Source organism: Micromonospora sp. NBRC 107095, assembly GCF_030269705.1.
GTDB lineage: Bacteria > Actinomycetota > Actinomycetes > Mycobacteriales > Micromonosporaceae > Micromonospora > Micromonospora parva.
The window spans coordinates 269,606-285,820 of sequence record NZ_BSTU01000004.1 but is presented as its reverse complement, the minus strand read 5'-3'; the positions used below and the strand labels follow the sequence as shown (position 1 = coordinate 285,820).

Here is a 16,215-nt window from a genome sequence, read left to right as displayed (position 1 = left end):
GGTGTGCCCATGCTGACCATCGCTTCGGCGCGGCCCGGCCCGTACGCCTTCGACATCGCGACCACGGCCCTTCTCGTCATCGACATGCAGCGCGACTTCCTCGAACCCGGCGGGTTCGGTGAGAGCCTGGGCAACGACGTCGGCCAGTTGCGTCGCACCATCGCACCGCTCGCGGCGCTGCTGGCCGACGCCCGCGCCGTCGGTCTGAGCGTCCTGCACACCCGCGAGGGGCACCTGCCCGACCTGTCCGACTGCCCGCCGGCCAAGCTCAGCCGTGGCGCCCCGAGCAGGCGCATCGGTGACCCCGGGCCCAACGGCCGAATCCTGATCCGCGGCGAGTACGGCCACGACATCGTCGACGAGCTGCGGCCGCTGCCCGGCGAGCCGGTCATCGACAAGCCCGGCAAAGGTGCCTTCCACGCCACCAACCTGGACGTCCTGCTCGCCGAGCGGGGCATCCGCAGCCTCCTGGTCGCCGGCGTCACCACCGAGGTGTGCGTGCACACGACCGTCCGGGAGGCCAACGACCGCGGGTACGAGTGCCTCGTGCTCGCCGACTGCGTCGGGTCCTACTTCCCCGAGTTCCACCGGGTCGGTCTCGACATGGTCGCCGCCCAGGGCGGCATCTTCGGCTGGGTCGCCGACTCGGCGCAGGTGCGCGCCGCGCTGCCCACCAACCCCGTGTTGCAGCCCTCCTCCTGACCGGGAGCAGCCATGGCCTCGACAAAACCCACAACCGTCGCGCTCCCGTACTGGGTCCGCGGCGACACCAACGCGTTCTTCGGTTTCGGCGTCAACGTCCTGGTCAACGTGCTCACCCTGACCGGGCTCTGCCTCGCCGTGGTGAATCTCCCCGAGGGGGAGGTGTTCGGCACCATCCTGCCGGCGCTCGGCATCGCCCTGGTCGCCGGGAACATCTACTACACCTACCTGGCCCGCCGGCTGGCCCGACGGGAGAACCGCACCGACGTGACGGCTCTTCCGTACGGGCCGAGCGTGCCGCACATGTTCATTGTCATCTTCGTCATCATGCTCCCCATCTACCTGCGCACCCAGGACCCCGTGCGGGCCTGGGAGGCCGGGCTGGCATGGGCCTTCATCATCGGCGTCATCGTGCTGATCGGCGCGTTCGTCGGGCCGTACATCCGCCGGTCCGCGCCCCGGGCCGCACTGCTCGGCACCCTCGCCGGAATCTCCATCACGTTCATCTCGATGAACCCGGCCGGGCAGATGTGGCGGATGGCCTGGGTCGCCCTGCCGGTCTTCGCGTTGCTGCTGATCGGCCTGCTGACCGACGTGAAGTTGCCGTTCAACTTTCCCATCGGGCTCGCCGCGCTGCTGCTCGGCACCGCGATCGGTTGGGCCGGTGGGGCGATGTCGGTGCCGGACGTCACCGCCGCCGCCCGGGACATCGCGATCGCCGTACCCTCGTTCAAGCTGGACCTGCTCTTCACCGGGCTGGCCGACATGGCGCCTCTGCTGGCGACGGCAATCCCGCTCGGCGTCTACAACTTCACCGAGGGCATGACGAACGTGGAGAGCGCGGCCACCGCGGGGGACAACTACAACCTGCGTAGCGTGCTGCTCGCCGACGGTGCCGGTGCGGTGATCGGGGCCGCGCTCGGCTCGCCGTTCCCACCGGCCGTCTACGTCGGACATCCGGGTTGGAAGGCCGCGGGTGGACGCAGCGGTTACTCGATGGCGACCGGTGTGGTGATTGCGGTGCTCTGCTTCCTCGGCATGTTCGGGCTGCTTGGCGCGATCTTCCCGACCGCGGCCATCGTGCCGATCCTGCTCTACATCGGGTTGCTGATCGGGGCGCAGGCGTTCCAGGCGACTCCCAGGGCGCACGCCGCCGCCGTGGTCGCCGCGCTCATTCCGAACATCGCTGCCTGGGCGACCGGGCAGATCGACAACGCGCTGGCGGCGGCGGGTACCACCGCCGCGGCGGTGGGCGACGACGCACTCAACGGCGCCGGCGTGATCTACGACGGGCTGCTGGTGCTGGGGCAGGGTGCGATCCTCGCCGGCCTCGTTCTCGGCGCGGTGGTGGTCTTCATCATCGACAAGCGGTTCGTTCGGGCCGCGATCTTCGCCGGCTCCGGTGCGCTGCTGTCGTTCATCGGGTTGATCCACGGCGAGCGGATCGAGTGGAACGCCAACGGCCAGGTGGCACTCGGCTACCTCTTCGTCGCGGTGATCTGTGTGGTCTTCGCGCTGGGCCGCCCCACGCCCCGCGATCCCGACCCGGAGGAGGTCGAACCGGACGGAGAGCCCGCTCGGGTCGACAGTGCCACCGATCGGTCAGTCGACGAGCAGCGGACGTCGGCGCTGAGCGGCTGAGCCGGCCGGCCCGGTCGGGGGAGGCACTGGCTCCCGACCGGGCGGCAGGTTTCCCGGCCCAACGGATCGAAGGGACGTACCGCATGGAGATCGACCGGACGGACGCGGTCGCCGAGGTCACGGCGGCCTTCACCGCCTACGAGCGGGCACTGGCAGACGGTGACGCCGACCTGATCTGCGGGTACTTCTGGGATTCCGAGCGGACCGTGCGGTTCGGCCTCGCCGACCATCAGTACGGGCTGGACGAGCAGCGCAAGTGGCGTGCCGCGCAGCCGCCGCTGCCGGCCGGTCGTCGGTTGGTCGATCCGATCGTCACCACGTTCGGCCCGGACCTGGCGGTCGTGACGACCCGATTCGGGTACGACGGCACGGCCGCGACCGGGCGGCAGACCCAGACCTGGGTACGCCTGCCCGTCGGCTGGCGGATCGTCACCGCGCACGTCTCGGTGTCGGCCGGCTAGCCCCGCCGGTGGGCCGCACCGGCGGGGCCGCCCGTAGCGGTTGCAGTAACGCGCAATCACCCGCCGATGGCAGGGGCGCGCGGTAGCCGTACGCCCACCGGCGGATATGGCGCCCACGCGCCGCCCGAGAGGACCCGAGCGGCGCGTCGTCGACCTGGCTGGCGTTGCCTGACGCGGCGCTAGTTGCGCCTGCTCCACTGCTGGTTGGCGCCGCCGTGGCAGGCCCAGAGGTGAAGTTGCGTCCCATTGGTCGTGCCGGAGCCGACGGCGTCGAGGCACAGCCCCGACTGGACGCCGGTGATGGTGCCGTTGGAGTTCAGGTTCCACTGTTGGTTGGCTTGGCCGTTGCAGTCCCAGATGATGACCGCGGTGCCGTTGCTGCTGCCCGCTCCGCTGGCGTCCAGGCACTTGTTGCCGTAGACGGTCAGGGTGCGGTTGGCGGTGTAGGTCCAGCGCTGGTTGGTGCCACCGTGACAGTCCCACAGTTGCGGACGAGCGCCGTTCGTCGTGCTGGAGTTGGGAACGTCGATGCACCGGTTGGCCGGGCTGCTGACGATCAGCACGTTCTGCTGGCCGGGCGGTGGGGTCGTCGGCGGGGGAGTGGTGGGCGGCACGTCGGAGCCGAACTGGGTGAAGAACCGCCACACCTCCTGCTTGACCCAGCTCCGCGCGCCGCTCTCGCAGCCGGCGCACCCGTCCACCGGGCCTTGCTGGTGGCCACCGTCGAACGCCGCCCAGAGCACCGGGTATCCGGGCTGACAGGTGTAGGCGGTGGTGATGTGGGTCAGGCTGCCCGCCCTCGGCTCCGGCGGGGTCTGCGCGGCGCAGCCGTTGTTCCGGACGAACCTGTCACGCAGCGACCGTCCGCTGGCGATGTTGTCGTTGATGCCGTGAATCCCCAGGTACGCCACCGGCCCGGTGCCGCCGCTGCATCCGCTGATCGCTCCCGGTGCGGCGATTGCCGCGACCGCCCGGAACACCGTCGGGCGGGAGCACGCCAACGAGTAGCTCATCGCGCCGCCGTAGCTGAAGCCGACCGAGAAACGTTGGGCTGTGTCGACGCAGAGTGCGTTGTCGATCACCCGGATCATGTCGTCGGTGAAGGTCACGTCTTCACCGTTGGCGTTGCCCCAGCCGTTGTTGAGGCCCTGCGGGGCGACGAAGATCGTGCTGTTGTTGGCCTGCGAGAGCATGCCGTAGTAGGCCCAGGCGGCCCCGTCGGTTCCGCCCGAGGCGACCTGGCTGGCGGTGCCGCCCAACCAGTGGAACCCGAAGGCCAGCCGGTGGGCATGGGTGTTGTCGTAGGTGTCCGGCAACCGGAGGATGAAGCTGCGGCTCTTTCCGCCGCTCTGGATGGTGTGGGTGCCGCTGGTCAGCCCGGGTGCCTTGCCGCAGCCGGCAGTGGTGGCCGCGGCCGCCGGCGCGACGGTCGTGACGACGTACATGCCGACGGCGATCAGAACCAGGACGGCCAGGACTGCCCCCGGCCAGGGCGTGGTGTGTCTGCGAAGTGGCACGACTGAGCCTCCTTGTGTGTGAATGAGCATCGGGAACCTCGCCGGGCTCAGCTCCGGCTCCATCGTTGGTTGGCCGCGCCGGTGCAGTCCCAGATCTGGATGCGCGTGCCGTTGGCCGTGCCGTTGCCGACAGTGCTCAGGCACCGGCCCGAACCAACTCCGGTGATCGAACCGTCGGCGTTGAGCCGCCACTTCTGGTTGGACTGGCCGTTGCAGTCCCAGATGATCACCGAGCTGCCGTTCGCGGTGCCGGCGCCGTTGACGTCGAGGCACTTGCCGCCGAAGACGCGCAGTTCCTGGGCGTCGGTCGAGGTCCAGCTCTGGTTGCTCTGGCCGTGGCAGTCCCAGATGATCGCCGCCGCGCCGTTGGTCTGCGAGGCGCCGTTGACGTCCAGGCACCGCCCGGAGGACGTGTTGCGCACTGCCGACGTGCCGCTCGGTGGCGGGGTGGTCGGCGGTGGCGTGGTCGGGTCGGTGCTACCGAACTGGGTGAAGAACCTCCACACCTCGCCCTTGGTCCAGGTCCTGGCGCCGCTGTCCCCGCCGCCGTCCACCGGGCCGGGGGTGTGCCCGCCGTCGAAGGCGGCCCAGACCACCGGATAGCCGGCCCGGCAGCCGGAGTAGGTGGTGGTGATGTGGGTCAGGCTGCCCGCCCTCGGCTCGGGTGGGCTCTGTGCGGTGCACCCGTTGTTGCGCACGAACGTGTCGCGCAGGGACCGTCCGGCGGACACGTTGAGCACCGGGTCCCCGATGCCATGGATTCCCATGTACGCGACCGGCTGGGTGCCGCCGCTGCATCCGCTGAGCTGCCCGCCGGAGTAGACCGCGACAGCGCGGAAGACGGTGGGTCGGGAACAGGCGAGGGAGTAGCTCATGCCGCCGCCGTAGCTGAAGCCGAGCGCGAAGCGTTGCGTGGTGTCGACACAGAGGTCCGCCTCGATCACCCTGATCATGTCGTCGACGAAGGTGACGTCCTGGCCGCCGGGGTTGGCCCAGCCGTTGCCGTTGCCCTGCGGGGCGACGAAGATGGTGCTGTTGTTGGCCTGCTGCCGCAGCCCGTAGTAGGACCAGGCCGCCCCGTCGGACCCGCCCCCGTCGACGTCGTTGGCGGTGCCGCCGTTCCAGTGGAATCCGAAGATCAGTCGGTAGGCGTGGTTGCGGTCGTAGTTGTCCGGAATTCTCAGGATGAAACTGCGGTTCTGGCCGCTGCTCTGGATGGACCGCTGGCCGCTGGTCAACGTGGGGGCCTTGCCGCAGCCGGCGGTCGCCGCTGCCGCGCCGATCTCCGCGGCCGACGCGGTGGTGCGCACGCCACCGGCCAGCGCCGCCGCGCTCACGGTCACGACGACGGCCGCCGCCGTCGCAAGGAGACCAAGGATGGGTCTACGTCTCGTCATGAAGGGGCTCCCGCCACTCGGCACGAACTGATGGAAAGGGGGTGCGCGGGGCCACCCGCACACCGCCACGACGGACCGGGTCACCCGCGCCGACCGCGTTCGCCCCGGGAAGAAGCCCGGCGGACGTGATGTGTCCACGGCGCCCCGGCCGGCTCATCGACACAGGTTTCCGCCACGGGTCTCGCCGCCCACGCGGGACCAGTCGGCCGTCGAATCGATTCGCTCAGACGCTAGAGCGGACAGTGAAAGATGTCAATGACATGTCCGGCGGGTTGCCATCCCGGTGACAGCGGTCAGGCACGCGTGAGCTCGGCCGCGCCGAACGAGACCGCGAATCGCTTGCACCAGATGGAGACGCTCCGGAAGTCACGTGGATCAACCGACGCTGGTAGCTCGTACACCTGGTTGCCCTTGTTGCCCTTGAGCCTGGCCAGCTCGACCCATTCGCCGTCGTCGAACACCCGCCAGCCGGCAGTGCCCCGGAGGACGGGTTGGTCGGTCAGCCACACCCGCAGGTCCGGACCGTTCGACGTGTTCAGCTCCCGAATGACGAGCTGGTGGCGCCCGTCGGCGCGCCGGTGGATCTCGGCCGTGCCGGTCGTCCGGTGCTCATGGGTGACGAACTCGCCGACGGTCAGGATCTCGTTCGCCGCCGGGGCGGCTACCGAGGCCGCGGGGGTCGGGGACGACGTGGCCGGGGACGTCGGGGTCGGGGTGGCCGATGTCGGCGTCACCCCGGGCAGCGCCTCGTCGACGTAGGTGTCGGTGACCAGCTTCCACGGCTGGAACCAGTAGAGGGCCAGCACCGCCACGACGACACCTGCGGCCAGACCAGCCCGGACCACCGGCGACCGGAACATCCGTTTTCCCACCCCCGCATCGTACGGCCGCGCATGTCGTCGAACGCGTCGCGAACCCTTTCGGAACTCTTACGACGGGGTGTCCGCCAGAGCCTGGCCGCACGGGCACGCCCCCTGGCCCGCCGGCAACAGTCTCACCACCTCGCCGAGCAGGACGCGCAGCCGATCGACGTTCCGGGCGAAGACGGTGAACACCTCCTGCTGCGTCACCCCCTGGCCGACCTCGACGCCCGAGTCGAGGTCGGTCACCAGTGACAGCGCGGTGTAGCACAGTGCCAGCTCGCGTGCCAGCACCGCCTCGGGATGGCCGGTCATGCCGACGACCGACCAGCCCTCCCGGCCGTACCACTGCGATTCGGCGCGGGTGGAGAACCGGGGCCCCTCGATGACGACCATGGTGCCGCCGTCGACCGGGCGCCAACCGGTGCTGCGGGCGGCGTCCACCACCGTGGCCCGCCCGACCGGACAGTAGGGGTCGGCGAAGGGCGCGTGGACGACCTGGGGGAGTTGCCCGTCCGCGCCTGGCCGTCCGTCGTAGTAGGTCTGCTCGCGGCCGCTGGTCCGGTCGACCAGTTGGTCCGGTACGACGAGGGTGCCGGGGCCCAGCTCCGGGCGCAGACCGCCCACGGCGCCCGGTGCGAGCACCTGGCGGACGCCGAGTGCGCGCAGCGCCCACAGGTTGGCCCGGTAGTTGATGCGCTGAGGAGGAAACGTGTGCCGGCGTCCGTGGCGGGGCAGGAACACCACCCGCCGCCCGGCGAGACTCCCGACGGACAGTAGGTCGCTGGGCGCTCCGTACGGTGTGTCGACGGTGACCTCGGCGACGTCGTCGAGGAACTCGTAGAAGCCGGAACCGCCGATCACGCCGACCGGCGCGCCGTCGGTCGGGCTGATCTCTGCTGCTGACATGGGGTGACCCTCCTGGGCGACGGGCGGCAGAAACACGTGGGGCGGGTTCAGCGACTGCCGGCTCGTCGATGCCTGACGCGCCGGTCGACGGCGGTGGCGACGACCAGCACGATCGCGATCGCGGCCCAGACGACGGCCAGCCCGACGGCGAGCCCCAGCGGGTAGTCGCGGTCCGGCAGGCCCGGGTTCGGCGGGGCCGAGGGTGGTCGCCACAGCAGCGGCACCGCGATCAGCAGCAACGTGGCGCTGGCCAGCAGACCGGCGGCGATCAAGGCCCGGCGTAGCCGGTCGGTCACCAGCCGGCCCAGCACCAACCCGACGAGGCCGACCAGCGGTGCCACCAGGACGTCGTGCAGCGCCGGGCCGCCGACCAACCACGGCAGGGCGGCGCCGAGTTGGGGGAGGAGCAGCCAACCGCCGTACGCCGTGGCCGCGGCACCGAGCACGAACAGGAGCAGCCGGACGACCCTCACCGCCACACCTCCAGCCGGGCCACCCACTTGGTCTGCAGGACGCCCGGGCGGCTCGCGGCGATGAGCCGGCAGGGGTAACCGTGGTCGGGGGAGAGTTGCTCGCCGTTGATTCTCAGCGCGAGCAGGGTCAGCGGGTCGCTGGCGTGGGCGGCGGGGAGGGTGCTCGCCGCGTACAGGCCCGCGGTTTCCAGTGACGTGAACCGAACCGGTCGGCCGGTGGGCGCGCCGGCCCACCGGAGCAACTGCACGACGGGCACGCCGGTCCAGTGGGCCGAGGCGCTCCAACCCTCGACGCAGGCGATCGGCAGGTGCGCCGTGCGTTGTGGCAGGGCCGCCAGCTCGGGCAGGGACACTGTGCGTCGGCCGCCCGGCCAGACGATCTCCAGTCGCCAGTCGGGTGGAACGACGATGCGCGCGGCAGCCGCCGTCCGGTTGATCGGAACGCCCTGCGGCCCGGCGGCGGAGCGCCACGCCAACGGCGACACCCGACGCAGCCACGGCACGGTGACCCCGGCGGTGGCCAGCACGGCGATGCCGGCGACCCCCGCCGACGTCCGCAGGAACGCGCGTCGCTCGAACGAGTCGTCACGCCCGGGTGCCGTGGCGGTCACCGGGGCGCCGCGCCGCAACGGCGTCTTCAGCGCCGCGCGGGCGACCGGAAGCTTCACCGCGACGTGCAACAGCACCGCGCCCGCCACCAGCCAGGCGACCGCGTAGTGCGCCGTCGGGAAGAAGAACCCCCACGGGTACGACTGGGCGACGTTGAACAGGCCGGTGACCAGTTCGAAGAACGCGGCGCACACCAGCACCAGGACGGAGATCCGTTCGAGGGTGTGGGCGGACAGCCGGATCGGCTGGTGCACCGGCGGACGGACGAACAGTCGCGGGTAGACGCTCCACAGTTTGGCCAGCAGCAACGGGATCGCCGCGACACCGGAGAGCACGTGCACGCCCTGGGTGATCCGGTAGAGGTTGACCGGTCGGGTCGGCCAGCTGAACCAGCCCGGTGGGTGCTGGATGTAGTGACTGAGCAGCCCGGTGCCGAAACACAGCCCGAACGCCACCCCGAGCCAGAGACCGAGCCGGGCGGCGACCAGCGGGGAGTGCGACGACGCGGTGAAGTCCTCGGGCGCGGGGATGCGTGGTCGGCGGATCATGCGCGGGCCAGCTCGGCGAACCAGCGGGGGCCGTACCGGAAACGGTCCGCGACCCGCAGGCCGGCGGCGTCGGCGGTCCGCGCCACCGCCTCCGCCCCGACCCGCGCCCACCGAAACGCCGACCCCCGCAGCTCCCGTTCACCAGAGCGCCCGGACAGGACGTACGCCTGTCCCCGCCACAGCCCGACGCCCGGGGGTTCCAGCTCCACCATCAGCGTTCCGTCGGCAGCGATCAGGGCGCCGCAGCGGCGCAGCAGTCGGACCGGGTCACCACCGATGCCGATGTTGCCGTCGATGAGCAGGGCGTGTGCCCATCTCCCCTCGCCGGGCAGTGGCGCGAAGACGTCGCGGCGCAGGGCGATCACACCCCGGCCCTGGGTGAGCCGTACCGCCTCGGCGGAGATGTCCACCCCGAGGGCGACGAGACCTCGCTGGGCGAGCGCCCTGGTCAGCCGGCCAGGGCCGCAGCCGAGATCGATAGTGGGTCCGGTGCAGCGGGCGGCGACGGACTCGACCGCCGGTTCGGGCGGGCCGTGCCAGCGCCGCACCGGCAACAGGTCACGCCGCCCGTCGGTGTGCACCAGCCAGTGCTCGGGTGGGGCCGCGGGCAGCGGGCCGACCCGGGTAGCGCCCGCGTCACGGTCGGCGGGCCACCCGTCGGGCCGGCTCAGCGCCACGTCGAAACCGTCGAGACTGATCGTCGCGTTCACCGGGGGCGTCCTGTCGTCAGGTGGCCGCCCACCGAGGCGACGGCAGCCGCGAACCGGGTGCCGGGCAGCCCGGCCGCGACCGCCAGCGCCGCCGACCAGTCGTCGACATCCCGCTGAACGGGCAGGATCGCCGGGTGCAGACCGCGCTCGCGCAGAGCGGCGAGGGTGCGACGACCGGTGTCCGCCGTCGACATGGGAACCTCGCGCAACGCGCTCGCGTACGACGGGTCGCGCAGTCCGAGTGCCCACCAGCCGCCGTCGAGCGCCGGCCCGAACACCGCCTCGTGCGCGGCGAGCCGCTCCAGCGCGCTGCTGAGCAGGGCCGGGCGGACCTGCGGCGTGTCCATGCCGATCTGCAGCACCGGTCGGCCGGGAAACGCCTCGGCGGTGTCGGCGTGGGCGTTCCGGAGGCGGTCGGCGAACGTGCCGCCGCGCTGGGCGAGCAGGTGCCAACCGCGCAACGCGGCGGTCAGTTCCGCGCCGTACTCGGCGTCGGCGAACCGACCGGTGTGGGCCAGCACGGGAATGGTCGACGCGGTGGCGCGCACCACCGCGAGGGTGTCCAACAGCGACGCCGCCGCGACCCGGGCCGCCTGGATGGGATCAGCGGGCGGGCAGAGGCGCGTCTTGGCCAGCCCGGCAACCGGTGCCTTCGCGACCACGAGCAGGACGTTCACCGGGCACCGCCGGCGTCCGCGCGCAGCACCCCGGCGAAGTCCCGGGTGGCCCGCAACGTGCCCCGGACCGACCCGGAGACCTTCGATCTGGTGCCGACGGCCCGGGGTGCGTACCCCACGTCCAGTTCGACGATCCGCCAGCCCGCCCCGGCCGCGCGGAGCAGCAACTCCAGGGGGTAACCGAACGCGCGGTCGTTGACACCGAGTCCCAGCAGCGCCGCCCGGTGGGCCACCCGGATCGGGCTGATGTCGTAGACCGGCACACCACGACGCCGCAGCAGCGCGGCGACCAGCGCGTTCCCGGTGCGGGCATGCCACGGCCAGGCGTCCGCCGAGACCGGACGACGCCGCCCGACGGCGAGATCGGCCCGACCGTCGTGCACCGCCGCGACCAGCCGGGGCAGCTCAGCCGGATCGAACGAGCCGTCCGCGTCGAGCACGCAGACCAACTCCGCCCGCGCCGCCAGCAAACCGGTGTGCACGGCCGCCCCGTACCCGCGTCGCGGTTCGTGGACAACCTGGGCCCCGTGCTCGGCGGCGACGGCCGGCGAACCGTCGGTGGAGCCGTTGTCGACCACGATGGCGCGGTAGCCGGACGGTAGCCCGCCCAGTACGGCAGGGAGCGCGGCCGCTTCGTCCAGACATGGCAGCACCACGTCGATCGTTGTGTGCATACCGGCGACGCTAGGCCCGCCACGGGCCGTCCGGAGCGCTGTGGATCCTTACGAATCGCTTACCCGGCAACGGATCTTACGACTCTCTGACGTCTGACCGTCTGGCTGTCGGTTGCCTGGTCGCAGGTCGTACCGTCGGCCGTCACCATGACCATGATGACCCCGCCGGGACGATCCCGGTCCGCCGACCTGATCGTCCTCGGTGCCGAGGCGGCGCTGCTCGCCGTTGCCGTCTGCGTCGGCGCGCTGCTCAACCATCAGGGCGTACGGCTGCACGCCGACACGGCGCCGCTCTACGCCTCCTGGCAGCCGCACCTGGGGCCCGGCACCCCCGCCGCGCTGCTCGTGGCCGCGCTGCTCGTCTGGCGGGGCACGCGCTGGGCGACCGACCTGCCGTGGCATCGGCTGCTGGTCGTCGGCTACCTCGCCGCGGTGCTCTGGACGCTGTCGCTGGCCCTGGTGGACGGCTGGTCCGCGGGGTTGACCGAGCGGCTCACCGTGCAGGCTGAGTACCTGCACGAGGTGCCCGGGGTGACGGATGTCGGCGTCCTGCTGTCCGGCTTCGCCGACCGGATCCTCGACTTCCAGCCCGACTCGTGGTCCACCCACACCGCCGGTCATCCACCGGGGGCGTTGCTGGTCTTCGTCTGGCTGGAGCGGATCGGCCTGGGTGGCGGGACGGCGGCCGGGCTGGCCTGCGTGGTGCTCGGCGCCACGGTCGCGGTGACGGTTCCGGTGGCGTTGCGGGCGCTCGGCGTCGAGGACGCGGCCCGGGCGGTGTGGCCGTTCCTGGTGCTCTTCCCGGGGGCGGTCTGGGTGGGCGCGTCAGCGGACGGGATCTTCACCGCGGTGGTCGCGGCCGGGCTGGCGCTGCTGGCGGTGGGTGGCCGACCAGCGGCCGCGTTCGGCGGGTTGCTCCTCGGCTTCGCGCTCTACCTGTCGTACGGGTTCGTCCTGGTGGGGTTGCTCGCGGTGGCGGTGGTGCTGCTCCGGGCGCGGGACCGCCCCGGTGTGCTGCTGGTCGCGGCGACGGCGGTCGCGGTCGTCGTCGCCGTGTTCACCGTCGCCGGCTTCTGGTGGCTGGACGGCTACCACCTGGTGACACGTCGTTACTACCAGGGTTGGGCGGCGGAACGTCCGTACGGCTACTGGGTCTGGGCGAATCTCGCCGCACTGCTGCTCTCGGCCGGCCCGGTGGTCGGCCCGGCGATGCGGCGGGCGGTGGCCGCCGTGACGATCCGACCATCGCGCGCGGCGGCCCTCCGACGGCGGATCACCGGCGCCGGACCCACTGTGTGGCTGCCCGTCGCGGCGGCGGCGGCGGTGCTCGCCGCGGACCTGTCCGGGCTCAGCAAGGCCGAGGTGGAGCGGATCTGGTTACCGTTCGCCGTCTGGTTGCTGGTCGCCACCGCCCACCTGCCCACCCTCCACCGCCGCTGGTGGTTGGCGGCCCAGGCCGCCACCGCCCTCGCGGTCAACCACCTACTGTGGACGGTGTCGTGAGCGACGCCGGCTCCCGCATCACCGCGGTGGTGAAGTCGGCGATGCCGGCGGCGAAGCCGACCCGGGCGGTGAAGCCGAGCAGCCGGGTGGCGCGGGCCGGGTCGGCCACGACGTGCCGCACGTCCGCCGCCCGCCCGCCGCCCACAGTGACCGGCGATGGGCCGCCCATCGCCACGGCCAGCTCGTGGGCCAGCTCGCCGACGGTGTGCGGTTCGCCCGAGCAGACGTTGACCGGCGTCAGCGGATCCGGTGCCGGTGTGGTCAGGGCCAGCAGGTTGGCGGCGGCCACATCGGTCACGTGCACGAAGTCGCGTCGCTGCCGGCCGTCCTCCAGGACCCGAGGCGGTCGCCCGCCGGCCAGGGCCGATCGGAAAATCGACGCCACGCCCGAGTACGGGGTGTCACGGGGCATTCGCGGACCGTAGACGTTGTGGTAACGCAGGGCCCAGACCGATCCGCCGGTCTGCCGGGCCCACGCGCCGGCGAGGTGTTCCTGGGCCAGCTTGGTGGCGGCGTACGTGCTGCGCGGCTCCAACGGCGCGTCCTCCGGGACGAGACCGGGGGAGAGAGACCGGTCGCAGCGCGGGCAGGTCGGCTCGTAGCGGCCCTCGGCCAGGTCGGTGACGCGACGGCCGGCAGGCCGGACGACCCCGTGGGCGGGGCAGTGGTAGCGACCCTCGCCGTAGACGACCATCGAACTGGCGAGCACCAGTCGGCGTACCCCGGTGGCGTGCATCGCGGCGAGGAGGGTGGCCGTCCCGAGGTCGTTGTGCGCGGCGTACCGGGGGGCGTCGGCCGGGTCGAGGCCGTGGCCGACCATGGCCGCCTGATGGCAGACCGCGTCGACGCCGGCCAGCAGCCGGGTCAGCAGTTCGACGTCCCGCACGTCACCGACCGCCAGGTCGTGCCGCTCGGTCCAGGACGGTGCGCTCGCGCCGTGCGCCTCGGGCAGCAACGCGTCCACGGCCACCACCTCGTGCCCGTTCTCGGTGAGCAGGTCGGCGACGTGGGAACCGATGAACCCGGCCGCACCGGTGACAAGTATCCGCATTCCGGTCACCGTATGACAGCGGGCCGGCCCGCCCGGGTTCGCGCGCCCCGCCGTAAGAACCTCGCAAGGATTGCCGGTGCGGGCGGGCCCGGGTGCGTGGCTACGCTGGGCCGATGGGCATCCGAGGGGCGACGGCGACCGGTCGGAACGGGGATGGTTCGTGACACAGCGCGTGCTGGTGGTCGACGACGACCAGACCGTCAGTGACGTCATTCGTCGTTACCTCGAGAACGACGGCTTCCAGGTGAGCCTCGCGGCGGACGGCGCGGCAGCGCTGGCGGCGGTGGAGCGTCAGGCACCCGACCTGGTGGTGCTCGACCTGATGCTGCCCCGGATCAACGGCCTGGAGGTGTGCCGGGCGTTGCGGGTACGGCCCGACGGCGTACCGATCGTCATGCTGACCGCCCGCGGTGACGAGTCCGACCGCATCCTCGGGCTGCAACTCGGCGCGGACGACTACCTCACCAAGCCCTTCTCTCCCCGGGAACTGGTGTTGCGGGTCCGGTCGGTGCTTCGCCGCGCCGGCGGTCACCCGTCACCCGAGCGGCCGGAGGCGCTCACCGACGGCGGCCTGGTGGTGCACACCACGTCCCGAACCGCCCGCCTCGGCGGCACCGACCTGGCTCTGACGCTGCGGGAGTTTGACCTGCTCGTGCACCTCATGCGGCATCCGTCCCGGGTGTTCGGCCGGGCCGAGCTTCTCGAGCAGGTCTGGGGCTGGAACTTCGGGGACCACTCGACAGTGACAGTGCACGTACGCCGGCTGCGGGAGAAGATCGAGACCAACCCGGCCGATCCGCAGCGGATCGTGACCGTCTGGGGCGTCGGCTACCGCTACGAGCCGGCCGATGCGTGACGTACTCCTGATCTTCGCGATCGCCCTCGCCGCGGCGCTCGGCATCGGGCTCGCCGGCGCGGTGCTGCTCCGCGCCCTCCGACGCAGCTCGATCACCGTGCATCTCAGCGTGCTGCTCACCACCACCGTGGTCGCCGTCGCCGTCGGGGTGATGGCGGTCGCGGAGGCGATGTTCCTCTCCACACACGACACCGAGGTTGTCCTGATCACCGTCGCGGCGGCGGCGGTGGTCAGTCTCGCCGTCGGCGGGCACTTCGGCCGCCGGCTGGCCCGCGCCGCGGTCTGGCGCGACCAGGCCCGGGAGCGGGAACGGCAACTGGAGAAGGGCCGGCGCGACCTGGTCGCCTGGGTGTCGCACGACCTGCGGACCCCGCTGGCCGGGCTGAGGGCCATGGCGGAGGCGTTGGAGGACCGGGTGGTTCGCGATCCGGACACTGTCGACGAGTACCACCGACGCATCCGCGTGGAGACCGACCGGATGACCCGGCTCGTCGACGACCTGTTCGAGCTGTCCCGGATCAACGCGGGAGCGCTGCGGTTGTCGTTGACGGCGGTGCCGCTCGGCGAGGTGGTCTCGGACGCGCTGGCCAGCACCGTCCCGTTGGCCGAGGCTCGCCGAATCAAGCTGATCGCCAGCGAGTCCGGATGGCCGACGGTCGCCGCGAGCGAACCGGAACTGGCCCGGGTCGTGGCCAACCTGCTGCTCAACGCGGTCCGCTACACCCCGGCCGACGGCACCGTACGCATCGAAGCAGGTCGGGAGGAGGACCACGCCTGGCTGTCGGTCGCCGACACCTGTGGCGGAATTCCCCCGGACGACCTGCCCCGGCTGTTCGACATCGCGTTCCGTGGTGAACCGGCCCGCACCCCCGGCCCCGGCGACGGTGGGGCGTCCGGAGGGCTCGGCCTGGCCATCGTTCGTGGCCTGGTGGAGGCACATGGAGGTCGGGTCGAGGTACGCAACACCCCCGACGGCTGCCAGTTCATGGTCCGACTGGCGACCGCCTGAGCAGAAACGGCGGGACCATACCGTCTGCCGGCTCGAGCGCCCGACGGCGCGGTATTCCGGAAGGAGAACGGCTCAACCGACCCGTTGGGCCAGCACCTGCCCGGGCCAGGAGCCGAACAGGAAGGATTCGGTGCGGGTGAACCCCTGGCGCTCGTAGAACGTCACCAGCTTGCCGCCACCGCCCGCCCAGCAGTCGACCCGGAGCAACCGCACGCCGGCTCGCCGGGTCTCCTGAACGGCGTGTGCCAGCAGGGTCGACCCGAGGCTCCGGCCCGCGAACCGCCGGTCGGAGACCAGGAGGCGGACGTACCGCTCGGGTTCGTCCGCGCGCGTGATCGACAGGCGCGGGTCGGGCCCGGAGCCCAGCACCATCGCTGCGGCCGGCGTCCCATCCACCTCCGCGATGAACGGAAGGTTCTCGGTCAGGTACCGATCGATCTGTTCCACCCGTGCCGGCTGGGCGGAGAAGGGTGTCGTGCCCCACTGCTCGGTGTTGCCGCGGTCGTTCATCCAGGCCACCGCGGAGTCCAGCATGGCCAGGACGGCAGGCGCGTCGGCGGGGCCGCCACCCCTGATGAGTACGCCGTGGCTGGTGTCGTTCATGGCGGAATGGTAGTC

Annotated in this window: 17 protein-coding genes; 6 read left to right on the top strand and 11 right to left on the bottom strand. The window is 71.9% G+C overall.

Features of this window, described 5'->3' with window-relative positions; all coding sequences use genetic code 11:
* Positions 1–9: 9 nt before the first annotated feature.
* The 3 genes from QSK15_RS21305 to QSK15_RS21295 all read left to right on the top strand — a co-directional run bounded on the left by QSK15_RS21305 (position 10) and on the right by QSK15_RS21295 (position 2,804).
* Complete coding sequence (locus QSK15_RS21305; protein ID WP_285795918.1) at positions 10–702, top strand: cysteine hydrolase family protein; 693 nt, start codon at positions 10–12, stop codon at positions 700–702.
* A gap of 12 nt (positions 703–714) precedes the next feature.
* Positions 715–2,343 (top strand): permease family protein, encoded by a 1,629-nt coding sequence (locus QSK15_RS21300; RefSeq protein ID WP_285795917.1) that lies wholly within the window; start codon positions 715–717, stop codon positions 2,341–2,343.
* An 83-nt stretch (positions 2,344–2,426) separates the two neighbouring features.
* The gene (locus tag QSK15_RS21295; RefSeq protein WP_285795916.1) at positions 2,427–2,804 is read left to right on the top strand and encodes an AtzH-like domain-containing protein; all 378 of its coding nucleotides are present in this window, start codon (positions 2,427–2,429) and stop codon (positions 2,802–2,804) included.
* Positions 2,805–2,983: 179 nt separating this feature from the next.
* On the opposite strand, the gene QSK15_RS21290 is transcribed toward QSK15_RS21295, so the two are convergent.
* The 9 genes from QSK15_RS21290 to QSK15_RS21250 form a co-directional block, all read right to left on the bottom strand.
* The gene (locus QSK15_RS21290; protein WP_285795915.1) at positions 2,984–4,321 is read right to left on the bottom strand and encodes a ricin-type beta-trefoil lectin domain protein; all 1,338 of its coding nucleotides are present in this window, start codon (positions 4,319–4,321) and stop codon (positions 2,984–2,986) included.
* Between the two features lie 47 nt (positions 4,322–4,368).
* Positions 4,369–5,718, bottom strand: coding sequence for a ricin-type beta-trefoil lectin domain protein (locus QSK15_RS21285; RefSeq protein WP_285795914.1), 1,350 nt, complete (start codon positions 5,716–5,718; stop codon positions 4,369–4,371).
* A gap of 293 nt (positions 5,719–6,011) precedes the next feature.
* Positions 6,012–6,590, bottom strand: a complete 579-nt coding sequence (locus QSK15_RS21280; RefSeq protein WP_285795913.1) for a DM13 domain-containing protein — start codon at positions 6,588–6,590, stop codon at positions 6,012–6,014.
* 57 nt (positions 6,591–6,647) lie between these two features.
* The gene (locus tag QSK15_RS21275; RefSeq protein WP_377630870.1) at positions 6,648–7,472 is read right to left on the bottom strand and encodes an S-methyl-5'-thioadenosine phosphorylase; all 825 of its coding nucleotides are present in this window, start codon (positions 7,470–7,472) and stop codon (positions 6,648–6,650) included.
* A 62-nt stretch (positions 7,473–7,534) separates the two neighbouring features.
* Entirely contained in the window at positions 7,535–7,960 is a 426-nt protein-coding gene (locus QSK15_RS21270) for a hypothetical protein (protein WP_285795911.1), read from the bottom strand.
* Positions 7,957–9,117 (bottom strand): molybdopterin-dependent oxidoreductase, encoded by a 1,161-nt coding sequence (locus tag QSK15_RS21265; protein WP_285795910.1) that lies wholly within the window; start codon positions 9,115–9,117, stop codon positions 7,957–7,959. The genes QSK15_RS21270 and QSK15_RS21265 overlap by 4 nt, the downstream gene beginning before the upstream one ends.
* Positions 9,114–9,827, bottom strand: a complete 714-nt coding sequence (locus tag QSK15_RS21260; protein ID WP_377618557.1) for a class I SAM-dependent methyltransferase — start codon at positions 9,825–9,827, stop codon at positions 9,114–9,116. The genes QSK15_RS21265 and QSK15_RS21260 overlap by 4 nt, the downstream gene beginning before the upstream one ends.
* Entirely contained in the window at positions 9,824–10,504 is a 681-nt protein-coding gene (locus QSK15_RS21255; protein WP_285795909.1) for a TIGR04282 family arsenosugar biosynthesis glycosyltransferase, read from the bottom strand. Before QSK15_RS21255 ends, QSK15_RS21260 begins: the two co-directional genes overlap by 4 nt.
* Positions 10,501–11,178 carry a glycosyltransferase family 2 protein gene (locus QSK15_RS21250; protein WP_285795908.1) on the bottom strand — a complete coding sequence of 226 codons (678 nt, stop codon included), beginning with the start codon at positions 11,176–11,178 and terminating at the stop codon, positions 10,501–10,503. Before QSK15_RS21250 ends, QSK15_RS21255 begins: the two co-directional genes overlap by 4 nt.
* A gap of 147 nt (positions 11,179–11,325) precedes the next feature.
* Here QSK15_RS21250 and QSK15_RS21245 point away from each other — a divergent pair, with 147 nt between their 5' ends.
* Positions 11,326–12,681, top strand: a complete 1,356-nt coding sequence (locus QSK15_RS21245; protein ID WP_285795907.1) for a hypothetical protein — start codon at positions 11,326–11,328, stop codon at positions 12,679–12,681.
* Here the strand turns inward: QSK15_RS21245 and QSK15_RS21240 are convergent.
* Entirely contained in the window at positions 12,653–13,732 is a 1,080-nt protein-coding gene (locus tag QSK15_RS21240; protein WP_285795906.1) for an NAD-dependent epimerase/dehydratase family protein, read from the bottom strand. The genes QSK15_RS21245 and QSK15_RS21240 overlap by 29 nt on opposite strands.
* A gap of 160 nt (positions 13,733–13,892) precedes the next feature.
* Here QSK15_RS21240 and QSK15_RS21235 point away from each other — a divergent pair, with 160 nt between their 5' ends.
* Positions 13,893–14,588 (top strand): response regulator transcription factor, encoded by a 696-nt coding sequence (locus tag QSK15_RS21235; RefSeq protein ID WP_285795905.1) that lies wholly within the window; start codon positions 13,893–13,895, stop codon positions 14,586–14,588.
* Positions 14,581–15,597, top strand: a complete 1,017-nt coding sequence (locus QSK15_RS21230) for a sensor histidine kinase (protein WP_285795904.1) — start codon at positions 14,581–14,583, stop codon at positions 15,595–15,597. Before QSK15_RS21235 ends, QSK15_RS21230 begins: the two co-directional genes overlap by 8 nt.
* A 72-nt stretch (positions 15,598–15,669) precedes the next feature.
* On the opposite strand, the gene QSK15_RS21225 is transcribed toward QSK15_RS21230, so the two are convergent.
* A complete protein-coding gene (locus tag QSK15_RS21225; protein WP_285795903.1) occupies positions 15,670–16,200 on the bottom strand; it encodes a GNAT family N-acetyltransferase in 531 nt (176 codons plus the stop codon).
* Positions 16,201–16,215: the final 15 nt, after the last annotated feature.